The following is a 24,299-nucleotide window of genomic DNA, read 5'->3' on the forward strand; positions in this document are numbered from 1 at the left end:
GGCGATAGCGCATCTTAGACCTTATGGGCTTGCCGTGGTGGCCGTCCTGGCGGCCGCTTCCTTCTCGTGGTGGGGGAAGCGGTCCATGCGCGACAGCACGGGGAACATCACGGCCCAGATACCCGTCACGGCCAGGGTGGCGGCGCCGCCGAAGAGCACGGCGCGCACGAGGCCGAACCAGCCGGCCGTCAGGCCCGATTCGAATTCGCCCAGTTCGTTCGAAGCGCCGATGAAGACGGCATTCACGGCGCTGACCCGGCCGCGGATCTCGTCCGGCGTCTCGAACTGCACCAGCAGGTGGCGGATGTAGACGCTGACCATGTCGCCGGCGCCCATCAGGAACAGCGCCGCCAGCGCCAGCGGGAAATAGCTGGTGCTGCCCAGCACCAGGGTGCCCAGGCCGAAGACGGCCACGCCGCCGAACATCCAGGCGCCCACGCGGCGCGTGATGGGGAACATGGCCAGCGCGATCGAGCACAGGGCCGCGCCGGCCCCCGGCGCCGTGCGCAGCAAGCCCAGGCCGCTGGGGCCGATATGCAGCACGTCATGCGCCAGCGCCGGCAGCAGCGCCGTGGCACCGCCGAACAGCACGGCAAACAGGTCGAGCGAAATGGCGCCCAGTACGATGGGTTTCGACCAGACGAAGCGCAAGCCTTCGAGCAGGGTATGCCAGCTGACGGGTTCGCGCTTCACCACTTGCGGCGCGGGCGTGGTGGCGCGCATCAGCAGGACGGACACGACCAGCAGTGCGGACGAGATCAGATACACCACCTTGGGGCCGAAGTAGTACAGCAAGCCGCCCAGGGTGGGGCCCAGGATGATGGCCACGTGCGAACTGGACGAGCTGAGCGCCACGGCGCGGCTGAAATGTTGCGTGGGCACCATGTTGACCAGCACGGCTTGCGTGGCCGGCATCATGAAGGCGCGCGCGCTGCCGAACAGCACCAGCACGGCAAACACGGGCCAGACGATGGACAGGCCGCTCAGGGTGAACGCCAGCAGGGCCAGCGCGCAAGCCAGTTGCGCCGCCAGGCACCAGGCGATGATATTGCGCCGGTTATAGCGGTCGGCCACGTGGCCGGCAGGCAGAATCAGCACGAGGAAGGGGGCGAATTGCGCCAGGCCGATCAAGCCCAGGTCGAACAGGCTGCCCGTGATCTGGTACACCTGCCAGCCGATGGCCACGCTTTGCATCTGCACGGCCACCGTGCCCAGCACGCGGGCGGAAAGATAAAAGGCGAAGTTGCGGTGACGCAGGATACTGAAGCCGTTGCCGGCAGAGGCGAGAGACATGAATACTTTCCAGGACACGACGGGGTGAGGCGGGTGGCGGCAGCGGATGCCGCGCCAGCAGCACCCCGCTGTCTGGATGCTTACTTGGCCAGGTCGGCTTCCGTGGTGAAGGCGTCCGCGTAGAACTCGTCGGCTGGCAGCTGGCACAGTTGCACGAAGTCGCGGTGGGCCGCATCGACCATCACGGGCGCGCCGCAGGCATACACCTGATACGCGGACATGTCGGGCAAGTCGGCGATGACGGCCTGGTGCACGAAGCCCGTGCGGCCTTCCCACGCGTCTTCCGGCAGCGCGTCCGATACGACGGGCACATAGGTGAACTGCGGCAAGTCGGCGGCCCACTGGCGGCACAGCGCATCCATGTACAGATCGTGCGGACGGCGGCCGCCCCAGTACAGGGTGATCGGGCGCGTGGATTGCTCGTTGATCATGTGCTCGACGATGGCTTTCAAGGGAGCAAAGCCCGTGCCCGAGGCCAGCAGCACGACGGGCTTGTCGGAATCTTCGCGCAGGAAGAAAGTGCCCATCGGGCCTTCGAAGCGCAGGATGTCGCGCTCCTTCATGCTGCCAAACACCTGGTCGGTGAACAGGCCGCCCGGCAGGTGGCGGATGTGCAGGGTCATCGGGCCGCCATCGGCGGGCGCGCTGGCCATGCTGTAGCTGCGGCGTTTGTTGTCGCGTAACAGGATTTCGATATACTGTCCGGCGCGGTAGTTGAGGCGCTCGCTGGCTGGCAACTGCAGGGTCAGCACGACGACGTCGGGCGCGACTTTCTCGATGGTGGTCACGCGCGACGGCATTTTCTTGATCGGGTAGTCGCTGCTGCCCGCCACTTCGCGCGCTTCGATGACGAGGTCGGCGTTGGTGGTGGCGCAGCAGAACAGGGAAAAGCCGGCCGCTTCCTCTTCCGGCGTCAGGGCGCGCTGCTGGTGCGCCTTGTGCTGGACGGTGCCGGAAACCACTTTGCCCTTGCAGGAACCGCAGGCGCCATTTTTACAGCCATACGGCAGGCCGACGCCGGCGCGTATCGCCGCCGCCAGCACGGTTTCGTCCGCTTCGCAGCTGAACTGGTGGCCGCTGGGCTGAACAGTAACTTGAAAAGTCATACAATCCTTGAGATGAAAAATATGTTAATGCACTCTTTGCGCAAGCCGTCAGGCTTGCCGCGCCTGCTGATCCTGGGCTGCGGCGACGTCGGCATGCGGTTGCTGCCCTTGCTGCGTACGCGCTTTCGCGTCTTTGCCGTCACCAGCCAGCCGGCGCGCTGCGCGCAGCTGCGGGCGGCCGGCGCCGTGCCCATCGTGGCCAACCTCGACGAGCGCGCCAGCCTGAAGCGGCTGGCGGGACTGGCGACGATGATCGTGCACCTGGCGCCGCCCCGGTCGTCGGGCTCGCTGGACCGGCGCACGCGCAATCTGGCCGCCATTTTACCCGAGCACGCACGCATGGTGTATGTGAGTACCAGCGGCGTGTATGGCGATTGCGGCGGCGCCTGGGTCGATGAGACGCGGCCGACGGCGCCGGCGAATGCGCGCGCGAAGCGGCGCGTGGATGCCGAGCAGGTCTTGCGCGGCTGGGGCGCGCGCCGCCGCGCCAGCGTGGCCATCCTGCGCGTGCCCGGCATCTATGCGGATGACCGCCTGCCGCTGAAGCGCCTGCGCGAGGGCACGCCGGCCCTGGCGGCAAGCGACGATGTATACACCAACCATATCCATGCCGATGACCTGGCGCGCATCATCGAACGGGCCTTGTGGCGGGGCAAGCCGGGGCGCGTGTATCACGCCAGCGATGACAGCGAACTCAAAATGGCGGAGTATTTCGATGCCGTGGCCGACACGTTCGGCTTGCCGCGCCCGCCGCGCCTGCCGCGCGCCGAACTTCAGCAGGTGGTCACGCCTATGCTGCTGTCATTCATGTCCGAATCGCGCCGCCTGCACAATACGCGCATCAAGCGCGAGCTGGGCGTGCGCTTGCGCTACGCGCGCGTGGCCGATGCCTTGCGGCCGCTGTCTGCCGACGGGGCCGGCATCGGGTAAAATGGCCGGTTATCTGCGCACTTTTCCTGGGCCGGCGCGCAGCGCGCCGTTCCGGCGGTGCGCCATTCACTTAAGGAATACCGCATGAGCACCCTCACTTACGAAGAATACCTGGACGAGGTCACCACCGTCCTGACGGAACTGTATGACCTCGACGACGACGCCGCCATCAAGCTGGTCGTGGCGGCGCAGGATGCCGAATTTTTTGTCCCGCACGATGCCCATGAAGAAATGCGTACCGCCGAACAAGCCAAGAAGGATGCGGTCACCTTGTTCGAGCGCAAGCAGAATCGCCAGCAAACGCAGGAAAAACAGCAGCAGCGCGTGCGCCAGCAAAAGAAATAAGAACGGATCACTGGGCTTCTGGCCGCCAGGCCGTGGGGCAACATGGGCTTCGGCGCAATGCCGGGGCCCGGCCATTTGATGCAGCGCAAACGTGCCATGGCACGCTGGCGATATGGTGAGCAATGTCGTCACGCGTCTGGGCTCTTGTGGCGGGCTCGGCATCCACAATGAGCGTGACGTTGTTTCCCGTCAGCAGGAGCGAGCCATGCGAGCTACGAGTCACCCCAGCAAGGAACAGGTACGCGCCTATATGCGCCGGCGCGAACGCGCGCTGCAGCCGCCGCCGCCTCCCGATGAAATCCGCCGGCAACTGGCCTGGTGCCGCGTGGATGCCATTCCGGGCACTTGCCCGCTTGCCACCCCGGCCGGCGTGGCTGTGCAAGGCTGGCATTTATCAGCGGAAATGGCCCGCCTGAGCACCCTCATGGCCATAGCCTGGCTCATGCATAGCGGTGTTGCTCATCGTAAAAATTGATGACGTGCAGCAAATTTTTTCAATTTGAGTTATCCTCTAGCACATTCCAAGTGCGTCAATTCTCTTCAATTATCACAATTTTGCTTTAAGTTACGCAAAAATCAACAATAGCGTGTATTATATTGTTTGCGGCGTAAAAGCCGCATAAGTGATGGCGCTTTTTAGTGTGTTTACCCTGAATTATTGCAGAAGAGACATTCGGTTTCTTTTTGCCTTAATACAACAAGTACGGATTTTCGATCATGTCTCTCAAACAAATTACCTCTTTGCCTACCTACAACCCGAATCGCGTCCTCGATGCGATCATCGACAAGCTGCAACTGAAGAACGATGCGGCCCTGTCGCGAGCACTGGAAGTGGCGCCACCGGTCATCAGCAAGATTCGTCACAACACCTTGCCGATCGGCGCCACGATCCTCATCCGCATGCATGAAATCAGCGATTTCAGCATCCGTGAACTGCGCGAGTTGATGGCTGCCTAAGAGCGCCTGACAGACGGCAAACTGAGAGGTGCCGTCTGCGTTAGCCAAGCTTGCCGCGTGCGGCAGCCATACCTGCCTTCCCGTTTTCTATTGCGTGTCCGGGCTCAGCGTCGGACGATCCGTATAGAAGCGCCCTGTTTCCAGACCAGCCGGGGATGACTCGACCAGCGCTGCGGCCACTTTGCCGGGCGCGCTGGAAAATGCGGTCTGGGCAGCACCGGTGGCGCGGCCCGAATACGCGGTCGCTTGCACCGCAGCACTGGAAAACGCCGTCTGCACGGCCCGGCCAGAATACGCCGTTGCCTGTACCGCGGCACTGGAAAACGCCGTTTGTACGGCGCGCCCCGAATACGCCGTCGCCTGCACGGCCGCGCTGGAAAATGCCGTCGCCTGTACTGCCGCACTGGAAAATGCCGCCTGCACGGCGCGTCCCGAATACGCCGTCTCCGCGCGGAGATAATCTTCCCCGAATGTCTGCTCGTACAACTGCTTCATGCGTTCGCCCACGCGGTGGTGCGCCGCTTCGTCGTCTTCGCCGCGCAAGCCGATGTACGGGAAGTGATGCAGGAAGTAGCCGAACACCTGTTCGCAATCCGCCGCATATTTGAGGGTATCGAGGATGTGGTAGTGCCAGAAGGTATCGACGTCCATCAGCGGCGCCGTTTCTTCCTGCGGAAACTGTTTCATCAGGATCAGGAAGCGGCGGTATTCGAATTCCACCGCATTGGCCTTCTCGAGGCTCCATCCTTCGCCTGACTCCCGGTGCATCAGCTTGACCTTGATCGCGTCCAAATTCAAATCGGCAATTGCCTTGAAACTGTCGTTCGTATCCATGAATGTCCTTTGGTAAAGAGCGTTGTGGGAACTGCGGTAAAACAAGGGAAAGCGGTGGCTGTGTACTCCTGGCAAGTAGTCGGGGAATGCCTGGCCGATGGCGGGCAGGCGCTAAGTTGTTCTACATCAATATTGCATCTAATTACAAAATACGCAAGCTGAGCTTGATTCATGGGGAACGCGCGCCGCTCAGCTGCTGGCCCGGCTTTCTTCCTGGTAGGGAAACGCGGTGGCGTCCGCGCCCAGCGGCACGCTGACATGCACGCTCATGCCGGCGCCGGGGCTGCTTTCAATGTAGAAAGTACCGCCCAGCAACTTTATACGTTCTTCGATACCCACCAGGCCAAACGAGCCCAGCTTGTTGCGCCCGTCGATGGCCGCGCCCACGCCGTTGTCGCTGATGCTCATCGACACCGTATCGCGGCACTTTTCCAATTTGACTTGGACGCGGCTGGCATTCGCATGCTGGGAAATATTGCTGAGCGACTCCTGCAGGATGCGGAACAGGGCCGTCGCGCATTGGTCGCTGAGGCAAATGTCGTCATGGCTTTCGCTCACTTCGCAGGCGATGCCCGTGCGCTGGCGAAATTGCGCCACCTGCCATTCGACGGCCGCATTCACGCCCAGGTCCAGCACGGTAGGGCGCAAGTCGTTGATGATCTGCCGCACGCTCTTGATGGTGGCGTCGATCTGCTCCAGGGTTGAGCGGGCGCGGGCGTTCAGGCGCGGGTGGCGGCGCTGCGTGCGCGAGGCCAGCATGTCGGCGTCGATGCGCAGCACCAGCAGGTTCTGTCCCAGGTCGTCGTGGATTTCGCGCGCGATGCGCTTGCGCTCTTCTTCCTTGATCTGGTCGGCGTGGGCCGCCAGGCGGCGCAGTTTCTGGTGCGACAGCTGCAGGCGGATCTGGCTGGCGCGCAATTCCTCCGTCATGCCTGTCGCCATCTGGATGGCACGCCGGCGCGACGACGCCAGGGTGTGGAACAGCACATACAGCAGCATGGTGCTGGCAAAGCCGATCAGCAGGGCCAGCCACGGCAGGAAGGCGTCGAAGCGCGAATACAGGTCGCTCTTGCGCACGCTGAACAGCGCTTGCCAGGCGCGACCATTGTGCTCGATCAGCAGCGTGCTGCTCAGGTAGCGGCCCGAACTGCCGGGCTGCCACCATGGCGCATGCATGCCCGCCGCCGTGCTGTCGAAGATGGGGCGCATGTCGTGCGGCAACTGCAGCGGCACCTCCCGCTGCTCCAGCGCCTGCGGGCCGATATCGAACAGGGTCAGGCGGACGTTGCGTACCGGCATGTCGGCCAGCGCGCTGCGCATCATCGTCACCAGGTCGTAGCCGATGCCGACGGAGCCCTGGTAAGCTGCGCGCCGCTGTTCCACCGTATCGACGGGCATGCCGAAGCGGTACACGGGCAGGCGCATGGCCATGCCCGTCAGCTGGGGACGGCCGTCCATCGGCACGGGCACGCCGGAATTGCTGATGCGGCCGGAATCGCGCGACTCCGCCAGCGCTTCCGCGATCTGGAGGCGCGAGGCGATGTCATGGCCATACTTTTCCGGGGCGCTGGCGATCGGCTCGATGTATACGAGCACGGAATACTGGGCGCGCGGCCCGGGCGGGTGGATGGCAAACGCCGGATAGCCGTCGCGCCCGGGCGGATAGTCGCGTCGCATGGTCGCTTCGTAGGCGGCGCGCTGCGTCTCGTCGAGTTCCTGGCTGTAATTGAGGTTCATCACGCCCGGGTAGTTCTGTTGCAGGGCGATGTTAGCCACGTAGCGGTGGAATTGCTCGCGGCTCACGTGTTCGTTGGCCTGGAACAGGCTGGCCGTGCCGCGCAGCAGGTTGGCATACGACTTGGTGCGCGATTCGATGTTTTTCTGGGTGTTGTGCGCCAGATTGTTGAATTCTTCGCTGGCATCGCTTTCGATCGACAGCGAAGCGGCCATGTAGAACAGCAGGCCCACCATCGTCGACACGACAAAGCCGAACAGCCACAGCGGTCTTTTTTCAGCAGCTAAGGGGTGTTCGCCGGCAGTAGAAGGCATTGCCATCCGCATCAGGAAGAGGAATCGGGTGCCGCCTGGTGGCGGAGGCTAGGCTAGGTTGTACAAGCACTATTAAAATTGCAAATTGCTCAATAGCTGCCTAATATACAAAATTATCGTTATTATAGTCAACAGGCAATATTTCCCGTTGAAACGAAAAAAAACCGCCGCAGCGGTTTTTTTGTGGGTCGTCCCGGTGCCTTACTTGGCGGGCTGCCAGCTGTCTTTCAGGGTGACGATGCGGTTGAAGACGGGCTTGCCAGGCTGGCTGTCTACCCGGTCGGCCGCAAAATAGCCGTGGCGCTCGAACTGGAAGCGCTGTTCCGGCTGGGCCAGTTCCGCGCCCGGTTCCAGCCACGCTTGCACCACTTCCTTGGCCAGCGGATTCAAGGCCAGCTTGAAATCCTTGCCGCCCGCGTCCGGCTGCGGGTCCGTAAACAGGCGGTCGTACAGGCGCACTTCGGCGGGAATTGCCGTCGGCGCGCTGACCCAGTGCATATTGCCCTTGACCTTGTAATTGGCGCTGCCGTCCGTGCCCGACTTGCTGTCCGGGAAATAGGTGCAATGCACGGCGATGACCTTGCCGTCCGCATCCTTGTCAAAGCCCGTGCACTCGATCACGTAGCCGTAGCGCAAGCGTACCTTGCTGCCCGGCTTGTCGTCGATCGGCGGATACAGGCGGAAATAGCCTTTGTTCGGCACTTCCATGAAGTCGTCTTCCTCGATCCACAGCTCGCGCGAGATGGGGAAGGTGCGCAAGCCGCGTTCCGGGAAGTGCGGGTGCACGGGCGCCGTGCATTCCACGCTTTCGTTTTCAGGGAAATTGTCGATGATCAGTTTCAACGGACGCAGCACGGCCACCGTACGCGGTGCCTTCGGATCCAGGTCTTCGCGCAGGCAGCCTTCCAGCACACTGTAGTCGATCCAGCCGTCGGATTTCGTCACGCCCGTGCGTTCGCACATCAGCTGGATCGCTTCCGGCGTGTAGCCGCGGCGGCGCATGCCCACCAGGGTCGGCATGCGCGGGTCGTCCCAGCCGTCGACGATTTTTTCTTCCACCAGCTGGCGCAGCTTGCGCTTGCTGGTGACGATATAGGTCAGGTTCAGGCGCGAGAATTCGAACTGGTGCGGCACCGGCTTGGCGAAGAAGCCGCCGGCCGACAGGGTTTCCAGCAGCCAGTCGTAGAATGGGCGGTGGTCCTGGAATTCCAGCGTGCAGATCGAATGCGTGATGTTTTCCAGCGCGTCCGAGATCGGGTGCGTGTAGTCGTACATCGGATAGATGCACCAGGCGTCGCCCGTGCGGTGATGGTGCGCATGGCGGATGCGGTATATGGCCGGATCGCGCAAGTTCATGTTCGGCGAACTCATGGCATCTTCGCTCATCTTCGCGCGCAGGATGTGCTCGCCATCCTTGAATTCGCCCGCCTTCATGGCGCGGAACAGGGCCAGCGATTCGTCGCGCGGACGGTCGCGGAACGGCGAATTCTTGCCGGCCTGGCCGAAATTGCCGCGGTTGGCGGCCATGTCTTCGGCGCTCTGGCTGTCCACATAGGCAAAGCCGGCCGTGATCAGATATTCGGCCATCGCGTACAGCTGGTCGAAATAGTCGCTCGCGTAGTGCAGATGGCTCTGGCCATCGGCATGCTTCGGCTCCCAGTCAAAGCCCAGCCATTTCACGCTGTCCATGATGGTGTCGACGTATTCCTGCTCTTCCTTCGCCGGATTGGTGTCGTCGAAGCGCAGGTTGCATTGGCCGGCGTAATCGCGCGCCAGGCCGAAGTTGACGCAGATCGACTTGGCGTGGCCCACGTGCAGGTAGCCGTTCGGCTCCGGCGGGAAACGCGTGATCACCTGGGGCAGGCCGGGACGCACGTGGGCGCCGGCAGCCAGGTCGGCTTCGATGATGTTACGCAAGAAATTGGGCGCCAGCGCTGGCGCGGCGGTATTCGGTTTATCGTTGCTCATTGATCAATGCGGAAGAGTGACAGTAAAAAGCATTTTACCGTACCGCAAGCGCTTTATAAGCACGTATTTGCCCCCATATCCCAGCATGCAAGCGACGCGGGCGCCGTTCTATAGGATAATTCGCCTTTAATTAGTAGAAAAACGTGACCCCGGAGCCTTTTATGGAAAATTTATATAACGTCCTCGGTGTCGCGCCCAATGCCAGCGACGATGAAATCAAGAAGGTTTACCGTTCGCTGGCCATGCGCTTCCACCCCGACCGCAACCAGGCCCCCGGCGCCGAGGCGCGCTTCAAGAGCGTGACTAAGGCGTATGAAATCCTGGCCGACCCGGCCAAGCGCGCCGAGTACGACCAGAGCGTGAACCACCGCATCATCATCGACCCGGAAGCGGAAGCCTATGCCCTGTGGTGCGGCGTGTTCCGCCTGCATGGCACCGTCCTACCGGCAGATTAAGCCTGCTGGCGGCTGTCCGGCCAGCCTGAATGATTTGAAAAACAACAAACAATGGTGCTTTTGCTTCTAAGTAAAAGTGCCGCGCACCACATTGGAAAGCACAGCATGAGAAGAGTACACCCTGAATTCGCGTACCAGTCGCGCGAGCTGGAAGGCCAGATCGAAGGCATCCTCGGCGACCCGCCGAACCGCAAGAACTACAAAAGCATGGTCGACGCCCTGGTCGGTGAATACGCGAGCGGCGGCGGCATCGAAGACGTGAACATGCTGGCCTTCGCGCTGGTCGACCACATCACCTTCAGCGACCCGAAAGGCTTGCTGGCCGAAAGCGAAGACTACGAATTCGGCGATACGGCCCGCGTGTTTTCCATGGCCGCGTGCGCCGCGCCGGAAGCGGCGAAGATGTACGCCGCCATCGAAGAGAGCTTCCCCGACCTGGCGCGCCAGGCCATCATCACGGCCTTCCTGCACAAGAATCCGCGCCTGTGGGACGACGACGACCAGTCGCTCGACCAGCTGGCCGCCAATGACGACGGCGACGACGATCACGACGAAGACGAAGCCACCGACGATTTCGCCCAGATGTTTGACCAGGATGGAGATGACCATGGCAGATAACAATGAACAAAAAAGCAATCTTCCCGCGCTGACGAAACAGGTCACGGAATTGGTGCTGTCCGGTTCGCTGGGCCACGCCGAGCAGGCGTTTGCCGATGCGGCCGACCAGTATGGCGACCTGGCCGTGGTGGAAGTATTGAATGCCATCCCGCCACAGGTGACGGCCCTGCATTTGGCCGGTTTCGACGGCGGCAAGATGTCGCTGGCGACCTTGCTGGTGCCGCCGAAAGCGTGGGCCGACAGCCTGGCCTTCATCGCCGCCACCTGGAGCGACGACCAGATCGAGGACGATCCTGAACGCATCGCCGAAGCCCTGTTCGCGCACATCCACGGCGTGGTGTTTTCCACCGACGACGCCGAGCGCCGCCGCGAGCTGCTGCTGGAAGCATCGGCCACCGACTGGGGCGCCACGGCGTTTGCGATCCTGTTCTCGATGGCGCCGAAGGAAATCCTCGAAGTGGCGGGCGAGATCGTCATCAAGGGACCGTATGTGACGGGCGTGACCTCGTCCGACAACGACGTCGTGCCGCTGGCCATCGAGCTGGCGCAAGCGAATGAAGACGGCTGGGACCGCTCGTTGTTCGAACTGTTCCCCGACTTCCGCCACAGCGCCGACCTGGCCGACGCGGAATACTCGGACGACCCGGACGAAGAGCCGACCATGTTGCAGCGTAGCACCAAGGAATTGCTGTACCGCCTGCGCAAGCAAGTGCCGAGCACGCGCAGCGCGCCACGCTCCAGTACGCGCCGCAGCCTGGGCACCGGCATTTTCTCGTAATGAAAGCAGGGAACGTCTAATGCTGCCAGCAATTGTTGTAGAGAATCTTCCGCGCCTGGTGCGCGCCATCAAACTGTTGCCGCGCGACCCGCGCGAGGACGCGGCGCTGAACCTGGCCGACGAATTGACGGGCATCACGGCCATGGTGGCCGAGAAGTTCACGAATGAACGCACGGCCGATGGCATCCAGAAAGCGCTGTACCTGACGGTGGGCGGCGTGTCGCTGGGACTGGAGCAGGCCGTCACGCATGAAGGCGACCAGGCCGCGCTCGATTTCCTCGTCGAGCACGGCGCCGAGCATGCGTTCCAGGTGGGCTTTCGCCTGATCAAGGACCTGTCGCAGTTGCCGGAAGACGCCCTCGTCGGCGAATACGACCAGGACCCCGTCTACCTGCAGCGCCGTTTGCGCGAGCTGTTCATCGATATTTGCCAGGCTGACCCGAACCAGAACTGGGCCGGCTATGAAAAGTATGCGCTGCAGTTGCAACAGCGCAAGGAAGTGCAAGCCGTCGTGCGCCTGGCCGGCTGGCTGCGCCGCCACCATGACAACGGCCCCGTCAGCGACAGCGACTTGAATGCCGAGGGCGTCATCGCCCTGGCCATCATCTTCGCCATCGAAGGCGGCGGGCGCATCATCGCGCGCACGGGGCAGAAGGAGTTTGAACGCTTTGTGCGTTCCGTGCGCAAGAACAAGCCCGACTTCGAGGAAGGCTGGGCCGCCCTGGTGGCCAAGGTGCCTGTGCAGCACCATCCCGTGTTGCTCGACCGCATAGACTCGTACCGCCGCAGCTGCACCGTCGTGCATAAAATCCTCACGCGGGCCAGCATGAAGAGCCTGTTCGAGGACCTGGAAAACTACGCGGGTTCCGAGCTGGACGCGGATTATTCGTGATTGCTGGTGTCGGATTACGCCCTGCGGGCTAATCCGACCTACGACGGCGCGCGTCCCGTAGGTCGGCTTAGCTGCGGCACAGCCGCAGCGTAAGCCGACACGCCGGCCTACGCTCCCCCTTCCAGCGCCGCTTCCTCGGCCAGTTTCACGAATGCCGCCACCAGTGGCGATGTCTCTTCCTCCCGTTGTGCAAGCAATAAGCTGGTCGTCGCCTGCGGGTCGGCGATCGGGCGGTAGCACACGCCATCCATGCGGATGCGGTCGAACGAAGCGGGCAGCACGGAAATGCCGCAGCCGGCCGCCACCAGGCCGATGATGGTCGACGCCTCGCCCGCTTCCTGCGCGACCTGGGGCACGAAGCCTGCCGCCTTGCACAGGCGGAAGATCTGCGGATAAATCCCCGTGCCCGCATCCTTGGGGTACATGACAAAGCCTTCGCCCGCCATGTCGGCAATGGCAATCGCCTTCTTGGCCGCCAGCGCGTGGGCGACGGGCAGCACGAGGAACAACGGGTCTTGCCGCAATTGCGTCAGCTTGATATCGGAGGGGTACGTCGTTTCCGGCGGGCGCACGAAGCCCAGGTCCATCGTCCTGCCCGAGATCGCCTCGAGTTGATGCAGGGTCGCCATTTCGTGCAAGGTCAAGGTGACGTGCGGGAATTGCTGGCGGTAGCGGTTGATGACGGTGGCAAAATACGGCGTAAACGGCGTGGAAAACGTAAAACCGATGCGCAATTCGCCCGCTTCGCCCCGCTGCGCCCGGCGCGCCGTCACGGCCGCCTGTTCCGACAGGGCCAGGATGCGCCGCGCATCGTCGAGGAACAGCGTGCCCGCCTGCGTCAGCCGCACGGAGCGCTTGTTGCGCTCGAACAACTGCGCCCCCAATTCTGCCTCCAGCGCCTGGATTTGCTGGCTCAGCGGCGGCTGGCCGATATGCAGGCGCTCGGCCGCGCGCGTGAAGTGCAGCTCCTCGGCGACGGCAACAAAATAACGCAGGTGGCGCAGTTCCATGTTTGTCCAGTAATCGTTTTAAAGTATGAGTTGGGCCTTGAATATATATTGGACGATATGAGTTGGCAATCCTAAGATGAAGACTCGCTTCCTCTTCGAAACACGGCCATGTCTGATTCATCGCTTGCTTTTGCCTCCGCCGCCACCCCGGCGCTGGCTCCTGTCGCTCCTCCCGCTCCCCGTTCGGCCATCGCCAAGGGGACGGCGGAATTCAAGCGCAGCAACCGCGCCCTGTTCTTTGGCGGCTTTTCCACCTTCAGCCTGCTGTACTGCATCCAGCCCCTGTTTCCGCTGCTGTCGCAGCAGTTTCATCTGACGCCGGCGCAAAGCAGCTGGTCCTTGTCCGTGTCGAGCGGCTTGCTGGCCATCTCGCTGGTGCTGCTCAGTGCCGTATCGGACAGGGTCGGCCGCAAGCCGCTGATGGTGGCGTCGATGTTTTCCGCCGCGATCCTCACCATCTTGTCCGCCTTCGCGCAGGATTATGCGCAGCTGCTGGCGATTCGCGCCGCGCTGGGCATTGCCCTGGGTGGCATGCCGGCCGTGGCCATGGCTTATCTGGGCGAGGAAATCGAGGGGCCATCGCTGGGCCTGTCGATGGGCTTGTATATTGCCGGCAGCGCGTTTGGCGGCATGTCGGGGCGGCTGGTGGCGTCCATGCTCAGCGATTTCCTGTCGTGGCGCTGGGCCCTCGGCGTGCTGGGCGTGGCTGGCGTGCTGGCGGCGGCCGAATTCTGGCGCAGCCTGCCTGCATCGAAGAACTTCGTGCCCAGTACCAAGGGCTGGAACGCCTTGCCGCACGCCATCAAGCAGCATTTTTCCGACCGGGGCTTGCCGTGGCTGTTCTGCCTGGCGTTCGTGCTGATGGGCTGTTTCGTCAGCTTGTACAACTACATCGGCTACCGCCTGCTGGCCGCGCCATTTGGCCTGCGCCAGAGCACGGTCGGCTTGCTGGCCTTCTTGTACCTGATCGGCATCTTCAGTTCCGTCTGGGCGGGCCGTCTGGTGGACCGCCTGGGGCGCCGGGGCGTGCTGTGGATCATGCTGTCGGTGATGCTGTCCGGCATTTTGCTGACCCTGTTCGATTCCCTGCCGCTGATCGTCATCGGCATGGCGCTGGCCACCTTCGGCTTTTTTGCCTCGCATTCGATCGCCAGCAGCTGGGTCAGCCGCCGTGCCCGCGCACCGCAGGCCCTGGCCTCGGCCTTTTATTTGCTGTTCTATTACCTGGGATCGAGCCTGATCGGTTCCGCCTCGGGCATGATGTGGGGCTTCGACGGCTGGACGGGCGTGGTCATCATGCTGGGCCTGTGCCTGGGCGGCGGCCTGCTGATCGCCTTGCGCCTGCGCCATTTGCAGCCGCTGGGGGCGCGCGAAGCGGTGGGCTGAGGCAGCTATTTGGGACACATGCCGATCATCGTTTCCCCCTGCTTGCCGGCGCGCGTGGTCACGCACAAGGTACCCAGCGCGCTGGTGATTTTATACGTGCGGCTGCCTTTGGCCTCATTCGCGCCGATTTCCTCGATTCTTGACGCTTCATACCATTTCGGCGGCACGGCTGCGTAGGCCTCGGCAAAGCCTTGCTGCATGCGCTTGAAGGCTGTGTCGTCCAGTTTTTGCTCTCCTCGCTGCGGGAATTCCTTGCGCAACTCCCTGTCGATCTTGCCCACGTCGCGCTTGGCTTGCGCCAGGATATCGGCCGCGCTGGGTGGCGCGACGAGTGTGATCGCTTCCGGCGTTGCTGGCGCCGGCGCCTGCTCGGCGGCGGGAACGGGCAAGGGGCGGCTGACGGGCGCCGGCACGGGCAGGCGCGGCAGGCGCGCGGCGGCTGGTTTTATATCGGGCAATGGTATGGGGGCCGGCTTGGGCGGCGCCGGGAGCGTGTAGCGCAGCCAGGCGATGGCCGGGCCCTGCGGCAGGTGTTCGTCCGTGATAGCGCGGGGCCGCGACTGCAAGACACTATATGCCAGGCCCACGTGCAGCAGGACGATCAGCAGCAGGCCGGGAGCGCGGCGGGGCAGGGGTGGCAGCGAGGTCATGGAGGGCATGGTGGTTCAGGTACGCCAATGTATCTGAAGGATTTGATAATTATCTAAAATGTCACAAGCTCTTACAAAAAAGTGCCGCATGGAAATTTTGATGTGCTGGCCGCTGGTGGGGAACCCTGCGCCAGTCTGGTGATCCAACCCGGACACCACGCGAACAGGAGATCATCATGATGCAAGTAAAGGAAGTGGCACGGCGCTTTGGCGCCATTGAACACGCGATCGGCCAGGCAGCCCAGCTGTGCGGCAAGCAGCAGGGCATGCCGATGGACTTGAAGGATTGCATCAACCAGCTGGACCAGCAAAAGAACGCCGTGCGGCAAGCCATCGACACACAAGACGATGCACGCATCCGGCAAGCCGTTGACCAGATGGAATCACTGGGCGACCGCGCCAAGCGGGCGTGCGGCACGGCGGCCAGCGTGACGCCGGAAATGAAGAGCGCCGTGCTCAAGGTGCATGATGAATTGTCGGACCTGAAGCACCAGCTGCACTAGGTCTTACCTTCTGACCGCATCACATCTGGCGGAACAGATGGGCATATAGAGGGCTGACGCGCAGCTGCGCCGGGTGCTGGCGCAGGGTCAGCGACAGCTTGCCCGCCTCGTCGCGCACGGCCGTGGCGATGGCGCTGGCGTTGACGATGGTGCCCCGGTGAATTTGCCAGAATTGTTGCGGGTCCAGCTGGGGCAAGAGTTCCTTCAGGCTCGTGCGTATCAGCGCTTCGCTGTCCTGGCACACGACGTTGATGTATTTGTCCAGCGCTTCGAAATACACGACGTCGGCCAGGGCGATCATGCGCACGCTGTTGCCGACGGCTGCCCGTATCATTTGCAGGCGCGGCGCGGGTGGCAGCATGGCTTGCAGCTGGCTCAGCAGGCGGGCCATGTTGTCGTCGCTGGCCGATTCGGCAGCCGGCGCCATCGTGGCGGCCGTCGCTGTCGCGTTCGCCGGCGCTGCCGTACCGCCGCTGTCGCGCAAGCGCTGCTGCAGGCGTTCCACCGTCTTGCCCAGGCGCGCATCGTTGACGGGTTTTAAGACGTAATCGGCTGCTGCGTGCTCGAAGGCGGCCAGCGCGTATTCGTCGTAGGCGGTAACAAACACGATGTGAGGGAAAGGGACGCCGTCCGGCCAGTGCTCTGCCAGCTCCTCGGCCGCTTCCAGGCCCGTCTTGCCTGGCATCTTGATGTCGAGAAAGAGGATGTCGGGCTGCAGCGCCAGGCCCTGCCGCAAGGCTTCCACGCCGTTGGGACAGGTGGCGACAATGTCGAGTTCCGGCCACAGCCGCTGCAAGGCGTGCGCGAGGGCGGCGGCGAGTATCGGTTCGTCTTCGGCGATCAGGGCGCGTGGCGCGCGTGGCGTGTATTGGCTCATGCGAGGGGACTCGTGATGGTGGGTGGAAGGGGGAGTGTCAGGCGGGCGGTCGCGCCTGCCGGATGGTTGGCGGCCAGCGACAGGCTGGCGGCATCGCCGTGCATGCCGCGCAGGCGTTCGCGGATATTTTCCACGCCCAGGTGCGTGCCCTTGGTCTGGCCCGGATGGTCGAGGCCCAGGCCATCGTCGCTGACGGTAAGAATCAGCACGCCAGCGTCAGTGGAGGCTTGCACATGGATATGGCCGCCTTCGATCTTTGGTTCCAGGCCATGCTGGATGGCGTTTTCCACCAGCGGCTGCAGCAGCATGGGCGGCACCTTGACCTGGCGCAAAGCCTCGGGCAAGTCCAGCGCAAAGCTCAGGCGCGCACCCATGCGGATGGACATCAGGCCCAGGTAGGCTTGCATCAGGGAAAACTCCTGCTCGAGAGTGGTTGATTCGGCGCGCGAGGAAGAGAGGGTGGCGCGCAAATACTGGATCAGCTGGTCGAGCAGCAACTGGGCGCGGTCCGGATCTAAGCTGATCAGGCCCTGCAGGTTGGCCAGGGTGTTGAACAGCATGTGCGGTTCGATCTGCGCTTGCAGCAATTGCAGCTGCGCCTGCATGGCCTGGCGCGCCACGGATTCGGCGCGGGCCTTTTCTTGCGCCGCTTCCATTTGAAGGCGCGCAATCTTTTCTCGGCTGCTAAAGAACAGGATGGCCGCACTGGCCGCCGCCAGCGTAAAAACCGTCATGCTGACATTGCGTGGCGACATGGAGACGGGTGCGGGAACGTCGATATTGGCCAGCCAGCCGAACAGCATGGTGCCGGCCACCTGTGCCACGGCGGCGCTGACGATGATGAGGGCAGTGAAGGGCAGCCATGGGGCACGCCGCTGTTCGCCCCACCACGCCAGGCGGATGCCGTCGATGAGCAGGAAGGCGATGCCGCCGATGCACATGGACGCTAGCAGGTTGAGCCAGAAGCTTTGTCCACCGCTCAGCACGTAGGTGATGAAGAGGGCGCACAGGATGTTGAGTAGCAGTGCATAGCGCGCATCGCCCAGCAGGCGCCGGTAGGGAAAGCCCTTCTTGCGTGGGGCGGTGTCGGTAGTGTGCATGCGGGACCGCTTTCAGGTGGGCGTTCGGGTTGGCAATGCGGCAATTATGGGCGGCTCTGCATGCGGGTGCAACGCCGCTGCGACGAAACAGGGCGGAGACGGCGCCAATCGCCTGATCGCGTCCTTTACATGGTGGCGCTTGCACGCGATGATGGCAAGACGTCCTGATCGACAACCTCATCATCATAAAGGAACAGCATGTGGCCCTATCCACGTACCCTGGCGCACCGCGGCGGCGGCATCCTGGCGCCTGAAAATACCTTGGCTGCCCTGCGTTGCGGCCTCGCCTACGGCTACCATGCCGTGGAATTCGACGTCATGCTGGCGTCCGACGGCATGCCCGTCGTCGTGCACGACCCCGAGCTGGGGCGCACTGTGGCCGGCAGCGGGCATATCAGCGATTACACGGCCGCGCAGCTGGGAGCGATGGAGGCGGGCGCCTGGTTCGGCGCCGCATTCGCCGGTGAAGGCGTGCCCACGTTCGAGGCTGTGGTGGCGTATTGCAAGGCGCAGCGCATCTGGATGAATATCGAAATCAAGCCAGCGCCCGGCTTCGACGTGCCCACGGGCGAGGCGGTGGCGCGCGCCACGCGCGGTTACTTTGCGCAGGAAATCGCGGCAGGGGAATTGCTGCCGCTGCTGTCATCGTTCAGCATCGAAGCCTTGCAGGCGGCGCGGCAGGCAGCGCCGGAACTGGCGCGCGGCTGGCTGGTCGAACAGATACCGGATGGCTGGGAACGACAGGCGCGCGAACTGGGCGTGGTGGCGCTCCATTGCGACCACCAGCAGCTGACGCCGGCTTTGGCGGTAGCCGTCAAGCAGGAGGGATTGGGACTGTTCTGCTACACCGTCAACACGCCCGAGCGGGCCAGCGAGCTGCTGGCCTGGGGCGTGGACGGTTTTTGCACGGACAGGATCGATCTGATCAAGGCGTAGGTCGGATTAGCGTAGCGTAATCCGACTTCATGGTGCCGTGGCAACGTCTGCTTAGGCGCCACGCGCCAAGCCGACCTACGCTTCCATCGTTAGAACGTCACGCGCATGCCGACGGTGACATTGCGCCCCATCAACGGCGCCGCATTCTTGATGAACGAGGTGTGGCTGTACGCCAGTTCATTCGTCAAGTTGTTTGCCTTGATGTAGAACTGGGCCGGCGTCGTGCCGATGCGCGTGTCGTAGTTGGCGGAGAGGTTCAGCATGTTGTAGCCCGAGGTTGCCGTTTCGAACGCTGCCACTTTATCCTGCTTGCCCACGCGGTAGAACTCGGCCACGCCGCTCCATGCCTGCCAGTTGGCATCGAACTTCACGCCGACGCGCTGGGCCGGGATGCGCGGCAAGTTGCCACCATCGTTGGCCAGCTTGGCCCGCACGTAGTCGCCGAAGACGCTGGCGCCGAACATGGGGTTCAATTGCTGGCGGATCTGGCCTTCGACGCCCGTGAACGTGGCGTCGCGCTGGGCGTACTGGATCAGCTGGAAGCCTTCGTGGTTGTCCAGCGTGGAACCGAAGATGTAGTTGTCGACCTTGTTGCGGTAGGCGCTGGCCGAGAAGGTCGTGGCGCCCGCATATTTGCGCAAGGTCAAGTCGATATTGTTCGACGTTTCCTTGCCCAGGTTTTCATTGCCCAGCTCATACGTGGCCGTGGCCATGTGCACGCCGTGCGCATACAGTTCCTCGGCGCTAGGCAGGCGGTGGGTGCGCGAGATGGTCGAACCGAGCGAGTACTGGGGCGCGAATTTCCACACGGCGCCCAGCGAGATGGACGTGCCCTTGGCGCTGCGGTCTTGCAAGGTGGCGCTGTCGACGGTGATGTCCTGCCATTCGTGGCGCAAGCCCGCTTCGAAGCGCCATTGGTCGAGCTTGTATTCTTCCACCAGGAAGGCCGCGTGTTTCTTCGTTACCGTCGGCGCCACGTACGCTTCTTCACCGAGAGCGGAGAAATCGCGCTTCGACGTTTGCAGGCCGAGCACGCCGCGCCAGCCGAAGACGGGATGGTGTTCCATTTCCAGGCGCGCATCGTGGCCCTTGTTCTTGAAGGTGGTGGCGATCTCCGTGCCTTCGATTTCATCGTGTTTGTAATCGGTGAACGCGGCGCGCAGGCGCAGCTTGGCGAAACCGGGCACGGGGTCGCGCAATTCGCCGCGCACATCCCAGCGTTCGCTCTTCAGCTTCACGTACGGCACGCTTTCATGCCCGTGATCGTGATCGTGTTCCTCTTCATCGCCATGGTCGTGGCCTTCGTGGCCGCCGCAATGCAGGTGCGTGCCGTGCGGGTGGCAGCTCTCGAATTCGTGGTTGTGGCCAGGCAAGCCGTATTCCGCGTGCTGGCTGGTGAAGGCCAGGCCCAGGAAGCCGCGCGATCCCACCCACGACACGCCCACGCTGCCCGTGTCCGTCTTGTTGTAGCTGCCGCCTACTTTCGAGCCGCCTTCCCAGCCGCTGCCGACCTTGTATTCCTTCGCGTCGCGCTTGACGCCTTCCGCGTGGAAGGCGATGTTGCCGGAGCCGCCAGTCACTTCAAAGGCGCCCGCCTTTTCGCGCGCGGCCGAGTTGGCGCGCACTTCCGCGCTGCCTTCAAAGCCTTTTGCCGGCACGCGCGTGGGGATTTTCTTGTCGATCACATTGACCACGCCACCGACGGCGCCGCCGCCGTAGGCCAGCGCGGACGGGCCGCGCAAGACTTCAATCTGTTCCGACAGCATCGGTTCGGCCGCGACAGCATGGTCCGGGCTGATGGTCGATGCATCCTGCACTTCGGCGCCATCGGAGAGCACCTTGACGCGCGGGCCATCCATGCCGCGGATGATGGGGCGGCTGGCGCCGGCGCCGAAATGGCTGGACGTGATGCCGGGCTGGCCGGCCAGGGTTTCACCGAGCGTCGCTTCGCGGGCGCGCACCAGTGCCTCGCCTTCGAGTACGGTCACGGGCGTGCTCATGTCGTCGCTGCCCAAGGCCAGCGCACTGGCCGAGACGGTGACGGCAGGCAAGGTGGCGGCTTGCTGCGCCAGGGCGCTGGCGGGAGCGGCAAAGGCCAGCATGATGGCCAGCGCGAGGGGAGTGGGTTGGTGAGGACGGACGGACATGGGCAAGGTTCCTTATCGGCTATCAGTGTTGGCAGGGTTGGGGCAGCGCGTGAAAAGGAAATAGCCTGCCCTAAGATGATAATGATAACCCATTATCATTACTGTGTGACAGTTTTTCCGGACGGTAGATATAGTCGGATGGTGTATTCTGTCGGCTATGGAACGCACAACACGTCAAAAAACCGCTATTCAAGCCGCCATCGAGTCGGCCCAGCGCCCCCTGTCGGCGCAGGAAATCCTTGAACAGGCCAGCTTGCAAGTGACGCAGCTGGGCATCGCCACCGTCTACCGTAATTTGAAGTCCCTGGTACTGGAAGAAAAAGTGCACGTGGTGACCTTGCCGGGTGAAAACCCGCGCTACGAGTCGAACGCTGTCGCCAATCACCACCACCACCATTTCCAGTGCACCACGTGCCAGCGCGTATTCGACGTGCATGATTGCCCGGGCGACTTGAAGCGCATGGCGCCGCAAGGCTTTGTTGTCGAGCGCCACGAACTGACCCTGTACGGCCGCTGCGCCGACTGCAATGCCGCCGCCAGCGCCACAGGCTCTGCGGCCAAAGGCGCCGCTGCCGGGGCCAAGGCCACGCCTGCACCGCACGCCTGCGCCAGCCACCACGACCCGGCCTGAGCGGGCAGGCCGTCGATGTTGGCACGGGCGCAACAATGCCCTGGCCAGCCGTCATTGCCGCACCCCATATCACGTATAATCTTCCCTTTAAAGCTGCCGCCACTCTTTGCCAAAAAAACATGAAATCAACTGAAATCCGCGACAAGTTCCTCAAATTTTTCGAGTCCAAGGGCCATTCCATCGTCCGTTCCAGCTCCCTGGTGCCAGGCAACGATCCGACCTTGCTGTTGACGAACAGCGGCATGGTGCAATTCAAGGATGTGTTTACGGGCACGGACAGCCGTCCGTACACGCGCGCCACCTCGGTGCAACGCTGCGTGCGCGCTGGCGGCAAGCACAACGACCTGGAAAACGTCGGCTACACGGCGCGCCACCATACTTTCTTTGAAATGCTGGGCAACTTCAGCTTCGGCGACTATTTCAAGCGCGATGCGATTCAATACGCGTGGGAATTGCTGACCAAGGTGTACGGCTTGCCTGCTGACAAGCTGACGGTCACCGTCTACATCGAAGATGACGAAGCGTACGATATCTGGGCGAAAGAAATCGGCGTGCCGACCGAGCGCATCATCCGCATCGGCGACAACAAGGGTGCGCGCTACGCATCGGACAATTTCTGGCAGATGGCGGACACGGGCCCATGCGGTCCATGCACGGAAATCTTCTACGACCATGGCGCCGACATTCCTGGCGGCCCGCCGGGCTCGCCTGACGAAGATGGCGACCGCTTCATTGAAATCTGGAACCTGGTGTTCATGCAGTTCAACCGCGACGAAGCCGGTGTCATGCACAAGCTGCCGAAGCCGTGCGTCGACACGGGCATGGGCATGGAGCGCCTGGCGGCCGTGCTGCAGCACGTGCATTCGAACTATGAAATCGACCTGTTCCAGCACCTGATCAAGGCCGCCGCGCGCGAAACGGGCGCCACCGACCTGGAAAACAAGTCGCTGCGCGTGATCGCCGACCACATCCGCGCCGCCGCCTTCATGATCGTCGACGGCATCATCCCGGGCAGCGAAGGCCGCGCGTATGTCCTGCGCCGCATCATCCGCCGCGCCTTGCGCCATGGCCACAAGCTGGGCCAGACGAAACCGTTCTTCTACAAGCTGGTGGCCGACCTGGCCATCGAGATGGGCGGCGCCTATCCCGAGCTGGAAGAAGCGAAGGACAACGTCGCCAGCATGCTGAAAGCCGAGGAAGAGCGTTTCGGCGAAACCCTGGAAACGGGCATGAAAGTGCTGGAAGCGCAGCTGGCCAAGGATGCCACGGGCATCGATGGCGCCACCGCCTTCACGCTGTATGAAACCTACGGCTTCCCGCCAGACCTGACGGCCGATATCTGCCGCGAGCGCAATATCAGTTTCGACCAGGCCGGCTACGACGCGGCCCTGAAGGAAAGCCAGGAATTGTCGCGCAAGGGCGGCAAGACGCACAAGGACAGCAAGGTTGAGTACACGGGCGAGAAAAACAAGTTCGTCGGCTACGATCAATTGACGTTCAGCAGCAAGGTCGTGGCGCTGTACGCGGCCGGCACGCAGGTCACGGAACTGAAGGCGGGCCAGGATGGCATCGTCGTGCTCGACACCACGCCGTTCTATGCGGAATCGGGCGGCCAGGTGGGCGACCAGGGCGTGATTTCCTCGGGCGCAGGCAGCTTTGCCGTCAGCGACACGCTGAAAATCCAGGCCGACGTGTTTGGCCACCACGGCGTGCTCGAATCGGGCGTGCTGAAGGTAGGCGACGCCGTCTCGGCGCAAGTCGATACGGCCAAGCGCGCGCGCACCATCCGCAACCACTCGGCCACGCACTTGATGCACAAGGCCTTGCGCGAAGTGCTGGGCAGCCACGTGGCGCAAAAGGGTTCGCTGGTCGACCCGGACAAGACCCGTTTCGACTTCAGCCACAATGCGCCGATGACGGCCGAGCAGATCGCCGCCGTGGAAACCATCGTCAACAAAGAGATCCTGGAAAACCGCGCCACGCAAGCGCACCTGATGTCGTTTGACGATGCCGTCAAGCATGGCGCGATGGCCCTGTTCGGCGAGAAATACGGCGATGAAGTGCGCGTGCTCGACATCGGCAGCTCGAAAGAGCTGTGCGGCGGCGTCCACGTGCAGCGCACGGGCGACATCGGCCTGTTCAAGATCATCGGCGAAAGCGGCGTGGCCGCCGGCATCCGCCGCGTGGAAGCCGTGACGGGCGAGGGCGCGCTGGTGCTGGTGCAAACCATCAACCGCCGCCTGGTCGAAGCGGCCAATGCCCTGAAGGCGCAGCCGGAAGAGCTGACTGCCCGCATCGGCCAGGTGCAGGACCATGTGAAGGCGCTGGAAAAGGAACTGGCCGCGCTGAAATCCAAACTGGCCTCGGGCCAGGGCGATGAACTGGTCACGCAAGCCGTCGATGTCAATGGCATCAAGGTGCTCGCAGCCGTGCTGGACGGCGCCGACGTGGCCCGCTTGCGCGAAACCATGGACAAGCTGAAGGACAAGCTGAAGACGGCCGCCATCGTGCTGGCCAGCGTGGCGGACGGCAAGGTCAGCCTGATCGCCGGCGTGACGGCGGATGCGACTTCCAAGGTCAAAGCGGGCGAGCTGGTGAACTTCGTTGCACAGCAAGTGGGCGGAAAAGGCGGCGGACGCCCCGATATGGCGCAAGCTGGCGGCACCGATCCGAGCGGCCTGGCGAATGCCCTGGCTGGCGTGCCGGCCTGGGTCGGCGAACGCGCAAAATAAGGCGTAAGCTAGAGGGCATGCGGGGTTTTCGTCCCACAGCCCCTTGAAAACGGCCCGCAGACACTGTTTGTGGGCCGTTTTGCCGTGTGGAATCTCGTTGTG

23 protein-coding genes are annotated in these 24,299 nt (G+C 63.0%); 13 read left to right on the forward strand and 10 right to left on the reverse strand.

Translation table 11 applies throughout. From position 1 onward, the window contains the following. Window positions 1-21: 21 nt before the first annotated feature. Window positions 22-1,293: an MFS transporter gene (locus U0004_RS07185; RefSeq protein ID WP_070257476.1), complete on the reverse strand. Its 1,272-nt coding sequence runs from the start codon at window positions 1,291-1,293 to the stop codon at window positions 22-24. An 80-nt stretch (window positions 1,294-1,373) separates the two neighbouring features. Next, window positions 1,374-2,399 (reverse strand): CDP-6-deoxy-delta-3,4-glucoseen reductase, encoded by a 1,026-nt coding sequence (locus U0004_RS07190; RefSeq protein WP_070257477.1) that lies wholly within the window; start codon window positions 2,397-2,399, stop codon window positions 1,374-1,376. 12 nt (window positions 2,400-2,411) lie between these two features. Between U0004_RS07190 and U0004_RS07195 the strand changes: the two genes are divergently transcribed. From U0004_RS07195 to U0004_RS07210, 4 genes are all read left to right on the forward strand, one after another. Next, window positions 2,412-3,329, forward strand: a complete 918-nt coding sequence (locus tag U0004_RS07195) for an SDR family oxidoreductase (protein WP_070257478.1) — start codon at window positions 2,412-2,414, stop codon at window positions 3,327-3,329. Between the two features lie 84 nt (window positions 3,330-3,413). After that, on the forward strand, window positions 3,414-3,674 hold the full coding sequence (locus U0004_RS07200) for a hypothetical protein (protein WP_070257479.1): 261 nt from the start codon (window positions 3,414-3,416) through the stop codon (window positions 3,672-3,674). Window positions 3,675-3,786: 112 nt separating this feature from the next. Next, window positions 3,787-4,149 carry a hypothetical protein gene (locus tag U0004_RS07205; RefSeq protein WP_070257480.1) on the forward strand — a complete coding sequence of 121 codons (363 nt, stop codon included), beginning with the start codon at window positions 3,787-3,789 and terminating at the stop codon, window positions 4,147-4,149. Between the two features lie 242 nt (window positions 4,150-4,391). Next, a complete protein-coding gene (locus tag U0004_RS07210; protein ID WP_029496207.1) occupies window positions 4,392-4,631 on the forward strand; it encodes a hypothetical protein in 240 nt (79 codons plus the stop codon). 87 nt (window positions 4,632-4,718) lie between these two features. Here U0004_RS07210 and U0004_RS07215 read toward each other — a convergent pair whose 3' ends face one another. The 3 genes from U0004_RS07215 to U0004_RS07225 all read right to left on the reverse strand — a co-directional run bounded on the left by U0004_RS07215 (window position 4,719) and on the right by U0004_RS07225 (window position 9,482). Beyond that, window positions 4,719-5,465 (reverse strand): glycine-rich domain-containing protein, encoded by a 747-nt coding sequence (locus U0004_RS07215; RefSeq protein ID WP_070257481.1) that lies wholly within the window; start codon window positions 5,463-5,465, stop codon window positions 4,719-4,721. A 189-nt stretch (window positions 5,466-5,654) separates the two neighbouring features. Further along, window positions 5,655-7,514, reverse strand: a complete 1,860-nt coding sequence (locus tag U0004_RS07220) for a CHASE domain-containing protein (RefSeq protein ID WP_231958442.1) — start codon at window positions 7,512-7,514, stop codon at window positions 5,655-5,657. A gap of 201 nt (window positions 7,515-7,715) precedes the next feature. Continuing rightward, window positions 7,716-9,482: a glutamine--tRNA ligase/YqeY domain fusion protein gene (locus U0004_RS07225; RefSeq protein ID WP_070257482.1), complete on the reverse strand. Its 1,767-nt coding sequence runs from the start codon at window positions 9,480-9,482 to the stop codon at window positions 7,716-7,718. 161 nt (window positions 9,483-9,643) lie between these two features. On the opposite strand from U0004_RS07225, the gene U0004_RS07230 reads away from it, so the two are divergent. The 4 genes from U0004_RS07230 to U0004_RS07245 all read left to right on the forward strand — a co-directional run bounded on the left by U0004_RS07230 (window position 9,644) and on the right by U0004_RS07245 (window position 12,225). Further along, complete coding sequence (locus U0004_RS07230; protein WP_010395442.1) at window positions 9,644-9,937, forward strand: DnaJ domain-containing protein; 294 nt, start codon at window positions 9,644-9,646, stop codon at window positions 9,935-9,937. A 105-nt stretch (window positions 9,938-10,042) separates the two neighbouring features. Continuing rightward, window positions 10,043-10,555, forward strand: a complete 513-nt coding sequence (locus tag U0004_RS07235; RefSeq protein WP_035828715.1) for a hypothetical protein — start codon at window positions 10,043-10,045, stop codon at window positions 10,553-10,555. After that, window positions 10,545-11,333: a hypothetical protein gene (locus U0004_RS07240; protein WP_070257483.1), complete on the forward strand. Its 789-nt coding sequence runs from the start codon at window positions 10,545-10,547 to the stop codon at window positions 11,331-11,333. Before U0004_RS07235 ends, U0004_RS07240 begins: the two co-directional genes overlap by 11 nt. Before the next feature lie 19 nt (window positions 11,334-11,352). After that, a complete protein-coding gene (locus tag U0004_RS07245) occupies window positions 11,353-12,225 on the forward strand; it encodes a hypothetical protein (RefSeq protein ID WP_034781756.1) in 873 nt (290 codons plus the stop codon). A gap of 107 nt (window positions 12,226-12,332) precedes the next feature. Here U0004_RS07245 and U0004_RS07250 read toward each other — a convergent pair whose 3' ends face one another. Further along, on the reverse strand, window positions 12,333-13,235 hold the full coding sequence (locus U0004_RS07250) for a LysR substrate-binding domain-containing protein (protein ID WP_070257484.1): 903 nt from the start codon (window positions 13,233-13,235) through the stop codon (window positions 12,333-12,335). 108 nt (window positions 13,236-13,343) lie between these two features. On the opposite strand from U0004_RS07250, the gene U0004_RS07255 reads away from it, so the two are divergent. Then, window positions 13,344-14,621: an MFS transporter gene (locus U0004_RS07255; protein WP_070257485.1), complete on the forward strand. Its 1,278-nt coding sequence runs from the start codon at window positions 13,344-13,346 to the stop codon at window positions 14,619-14,621. 5 nt (window positions 14,622-14,626) lie between these two features. Here the strand turns inward: U0004_RS07255 and U0004_RS07260 are convergent, their stop codons facing one another. Beyond that, entirely contained in the window at window positions 14,627-15,280 is a 654-nt protein-coding gene (locus tag U0004_RS07260) for a hypothetical protein (protein ID WP_115057427.1), read from the reverse strand. Window positions 15,281-15,447: 167 nt separating this feature from the next. Here U0004_RS07260 and U0004_RS07265 point away from each other — a divergent pair, with 167 nt between their 5' ends. After that, entirely contained in the window at window positions 15,448-15,774 is a 327-nt protein-coding gene (locus U0004_RS07265; RefSeq protein ID WP_070257487.1) for a hypothetical protein, read from the forward strand. Between the two features lie 19 nt (window positions 15,775-15,793). Here U0004_RS07265 and U0004_RS07270 read toward each other — a convergent pair whose 3' ends face one another. Both U0004_RS07270 and U0004_RS07275 read right to left on the reverse strand, forming a co-directional pair. Further along, a complete protein-coding gene (locus U0004_RS07270) occupies window positions 15,794-16,651 on the reverse strand; it encodes a LytR/AlgR family response regulator transcription factor (RefSeq protein ID WP_070257488.1) in 858 nt (285 codons plus the stop codon). Further along, window positions 16,648-17,751 (reverse strand): sensor histidine kinase, encoded by a 1,104-nt coding sequence (locus U0004_RS07275; RefSeq protein ID WP_070257489.1) that lies wholly within the window; start codon window positions 17,749-17,751, stop codon window positions 16,648-16,650. Before U0004_RS07275 ends, U0004_RS07270 begins: the two co-directional genes overlap by 4 nt. Before the next feature lie 198 nt (window positions 17,752-17,949). Here U0004_RS07275 and ugpQ point away from each other — a divergent pair, with 198 nt between their 5' ends. Continuing rightward, complete coding sequence (gene ugpQ / locus U0004_RS07280; protein ID WP_070257490.1) at window positions 17,950-18,687, forward strand: glycerophosphodiester phosphodiesterase; 738 nt, start codon at window positions 17,950-17,952, stop codon at window positions 18,685-18,687. An 89-nt stretch (window positions 18,688-18,776) separates the two neighbouring features. Here ugpQ and U0004_RS07285 read toward each other — a convergent pair whose 3' ends face one another. Beyond that, the gene (locus U0004_RS07285; RefSeq protein WP_070257491.1) at window positions 18,777-20,834 is read right to left on the reverse strand and encodes a TonB-dependent receptor domain-containing protein; all 2,058 of its coding nucleotides are present in this window, start codon (window positions 20,832-20,834) and stop codon (window positions 18,777-18,779) included. A gap of 157 nt (window positions 20,835-20,991) precedes the next feature. Here U0004_RS07285 and U0004_RS07290 point away from each other — a divergent pair, with 157 nt between their 5' ends. Beyond that, window positions 20,992-21,465, forward strand: a complete 474-nt coding sequence (locus U0004_RS07290) for a Fur family transcriptional regulator (protein WP_070257492.1) — start codon at window positions 20,992-20,994, stop codon at window positions 21,463-21,465. Between the two features lie 119 nt (window positions 21,466-21,584). Beyond that, window positions 21,585-24,197, forward strand: a complete 2,613-nt coding sequence (alaS, locus tag U0004_RS07295; RefSeq protein WP_070257493.1) for an alanine--tRNA ligase — start codon at window positions 21,585-21,587, stop codon at window positions 24,195-24,197. Window positions 24,198-24,299 lie beyond the last annotated feature (102 nt).

It is taken from the genome of Janthinobacterium lividum, assembly GCF_034424625.1.
Lineage (GTDB): Bacteria > Pseudomonadota > Gammaproteobacteria > Burkholderiales > Burkholderiaceae_D > Janthinobacterium > Janthinobacterium lividum.

Excerpts from the sequence above, each read along its gene's own strand:
- U0004_RS07205 (WP_070257480.1), top strand. The coding sequence starts at position 3,787 with ATGGTGAGCAATGTCGTCACGCGTCTGGGCTCTTGTGGCGGGCTCGGC.
- U0004_RS07200 (WP_070257479.1), top strand. The coding sequence starts at position 3,414 with ATGAGCACCCTCACTTACGAAGAATACCTGGACGAGGTCACCACCGTC.
- U0004_RS07290 (WP_070257492.1), top strand. The coding sequence starts at position 20,992 with ATGGAACGCACAACACGTCAAAAAACCGCTATTCAAGCCGCCATCGAG.
- U0004_RS07250 (WP_070257484.1), bottom strand. The coding sequence starts at position 13,235 with ATGGAACTGCGCCACCTGCGTTATTTTGTTGCCGTCGCCGAGGAGCTG.
- U0004_RS07240 (WP_070257483.1), top strand. The coding sequence starts at position 10,545 with ATGGCAGATAACAATGAACAAAAAAGCAATCTTCCCGCGCTGACGAAA.
- U0004_RS07245 (WP_034781756.1), top strand. The coding sequence starts at position 11,353 with ATGCTGCCAGCAATTGTTGTAGAGAATCTTCCGCGCCTGGTGCGCGCC.
- U0004_RS07255 (WP_070257485.1), top strand. The coding sequence starts at position 13,344 with ATGTCTGATTCATCGCTTGCTTTTGCCTCCGCCGCCACCCCGGCGCTG.
- U0004_RS07190 (WP_070257477.1), bottom strand. The coding sequence starts at position 2,399 with ATGACTTTTCAAGTTACTGTTCAGCCCAGCGGCCACCAGTTCAGCTGC.
- U0004_RS07225 (WP_070257482.1), bottom strand. The coding sequence starts at position 9,482 with ATGAGCAACGATAAACCGAATACCGCCGCGCCAGCGCTGGCGCCCAAT.
- alaS (WP_070257493.1), top strand. The coding sequence starts at position 21,585 with ATGAAATCAACTGAAATCCGCGACAAGTTCCTCAAATTTTTCGAGTCC.
- U0004_RS07220 (WP_231958442.1), bottom strand. The coding sequence starts at position 7,514 with ATGCCTTCTACTGCCGGCGAACACCCCTTAGCTGCTGAAAAAAGACCG.
- U0004_RS07230 (WP_010395442.1), top strand. The coding sequence starts at position 9,644 with ATGGAAAATTTATATAACGTCCTCGGTGTCGCGCCCAATGCCAGCGAC.
- U0004_RS07215 (WP_070257481.1), bottom strand. The coding sequence starts at position 5,465 with ATGGATACGAACGACAGTTTCAAGGCAATTGCCGATTTGAATTTGGAC.
- U0004_RS07275 (WP_070257489.1), bottom strand. The coding sequence starts at position 17,751 with ATGCACACTACCGACACCGCCCCACGCAAGAAGGGCTTTCCCTACCGG.
- U0004_RS07285 (WP_070257491.1), bottom strand. The coding sequence starts at position 20,834 with ATGTCCGTCCGTCCTCACCAACCCACTCCCCTCGCGCTGGCCATCATG.
- U0004_RS07235 (WP_035828715.1), top strand. The coding sequence starts at position 10,043 with ATGAGAAGAGTACACCCTGAATTCGCGTACCAGTCGCGCGAGCTGGAA.
- U0004_RS07185 (WP_070257476.1), bottom strand. The coding sequence starts at position 1,293 with ATGTCTCTCGCCTCTGCCGGCAACGGCTTCAGTATCCTGCGTCACCGC.
- U0004_RS07265 (WP_070257487.1), top strand. The coding sequence starts at position 15,448 with ATGATGCAAGTAAAGGAAGTGGCACGGCGCTTTGGCGCCATTGAACAC.
- U0004_RS07210 (WP_029496207.1), top strand. The coding sequence starts at position 4,392 with ATGTCTCTCAAACAAATTACCTCTTTGCCTACCTACAACCCGAATCGC.
- U0004_RS07270 (WP_070257488.1), bottom strand. The coding sequence starts at position 16,651 with ATGAGCCAATACACGCCACGCGCGCCACGCGCCCTGATCGCCGAAGAC.
- U0004_RS07260 (WP_115057427.1), bottom strand. The coding sequence starts at position 15,280 with ATGCCCTCCATGACCTCGCTGCCACCCCTGCCCCGCCGCGCTCCCGGC.
- U0004_RS07195 (WP_070257478.1), top strand. The coding sequence starts at position 2,412 with ATGAAAAATATGTTAATGCACTCTTTGCGCAAGCCGTCAGGCTTGCCG.
- ugpQ (WP_070257490.1), top strand. The coding sequence starts at position 17,950 with ATGTGGCCCTATCCACGTACCCTGGCGCACCGCGGCGGCGGCATCCTG.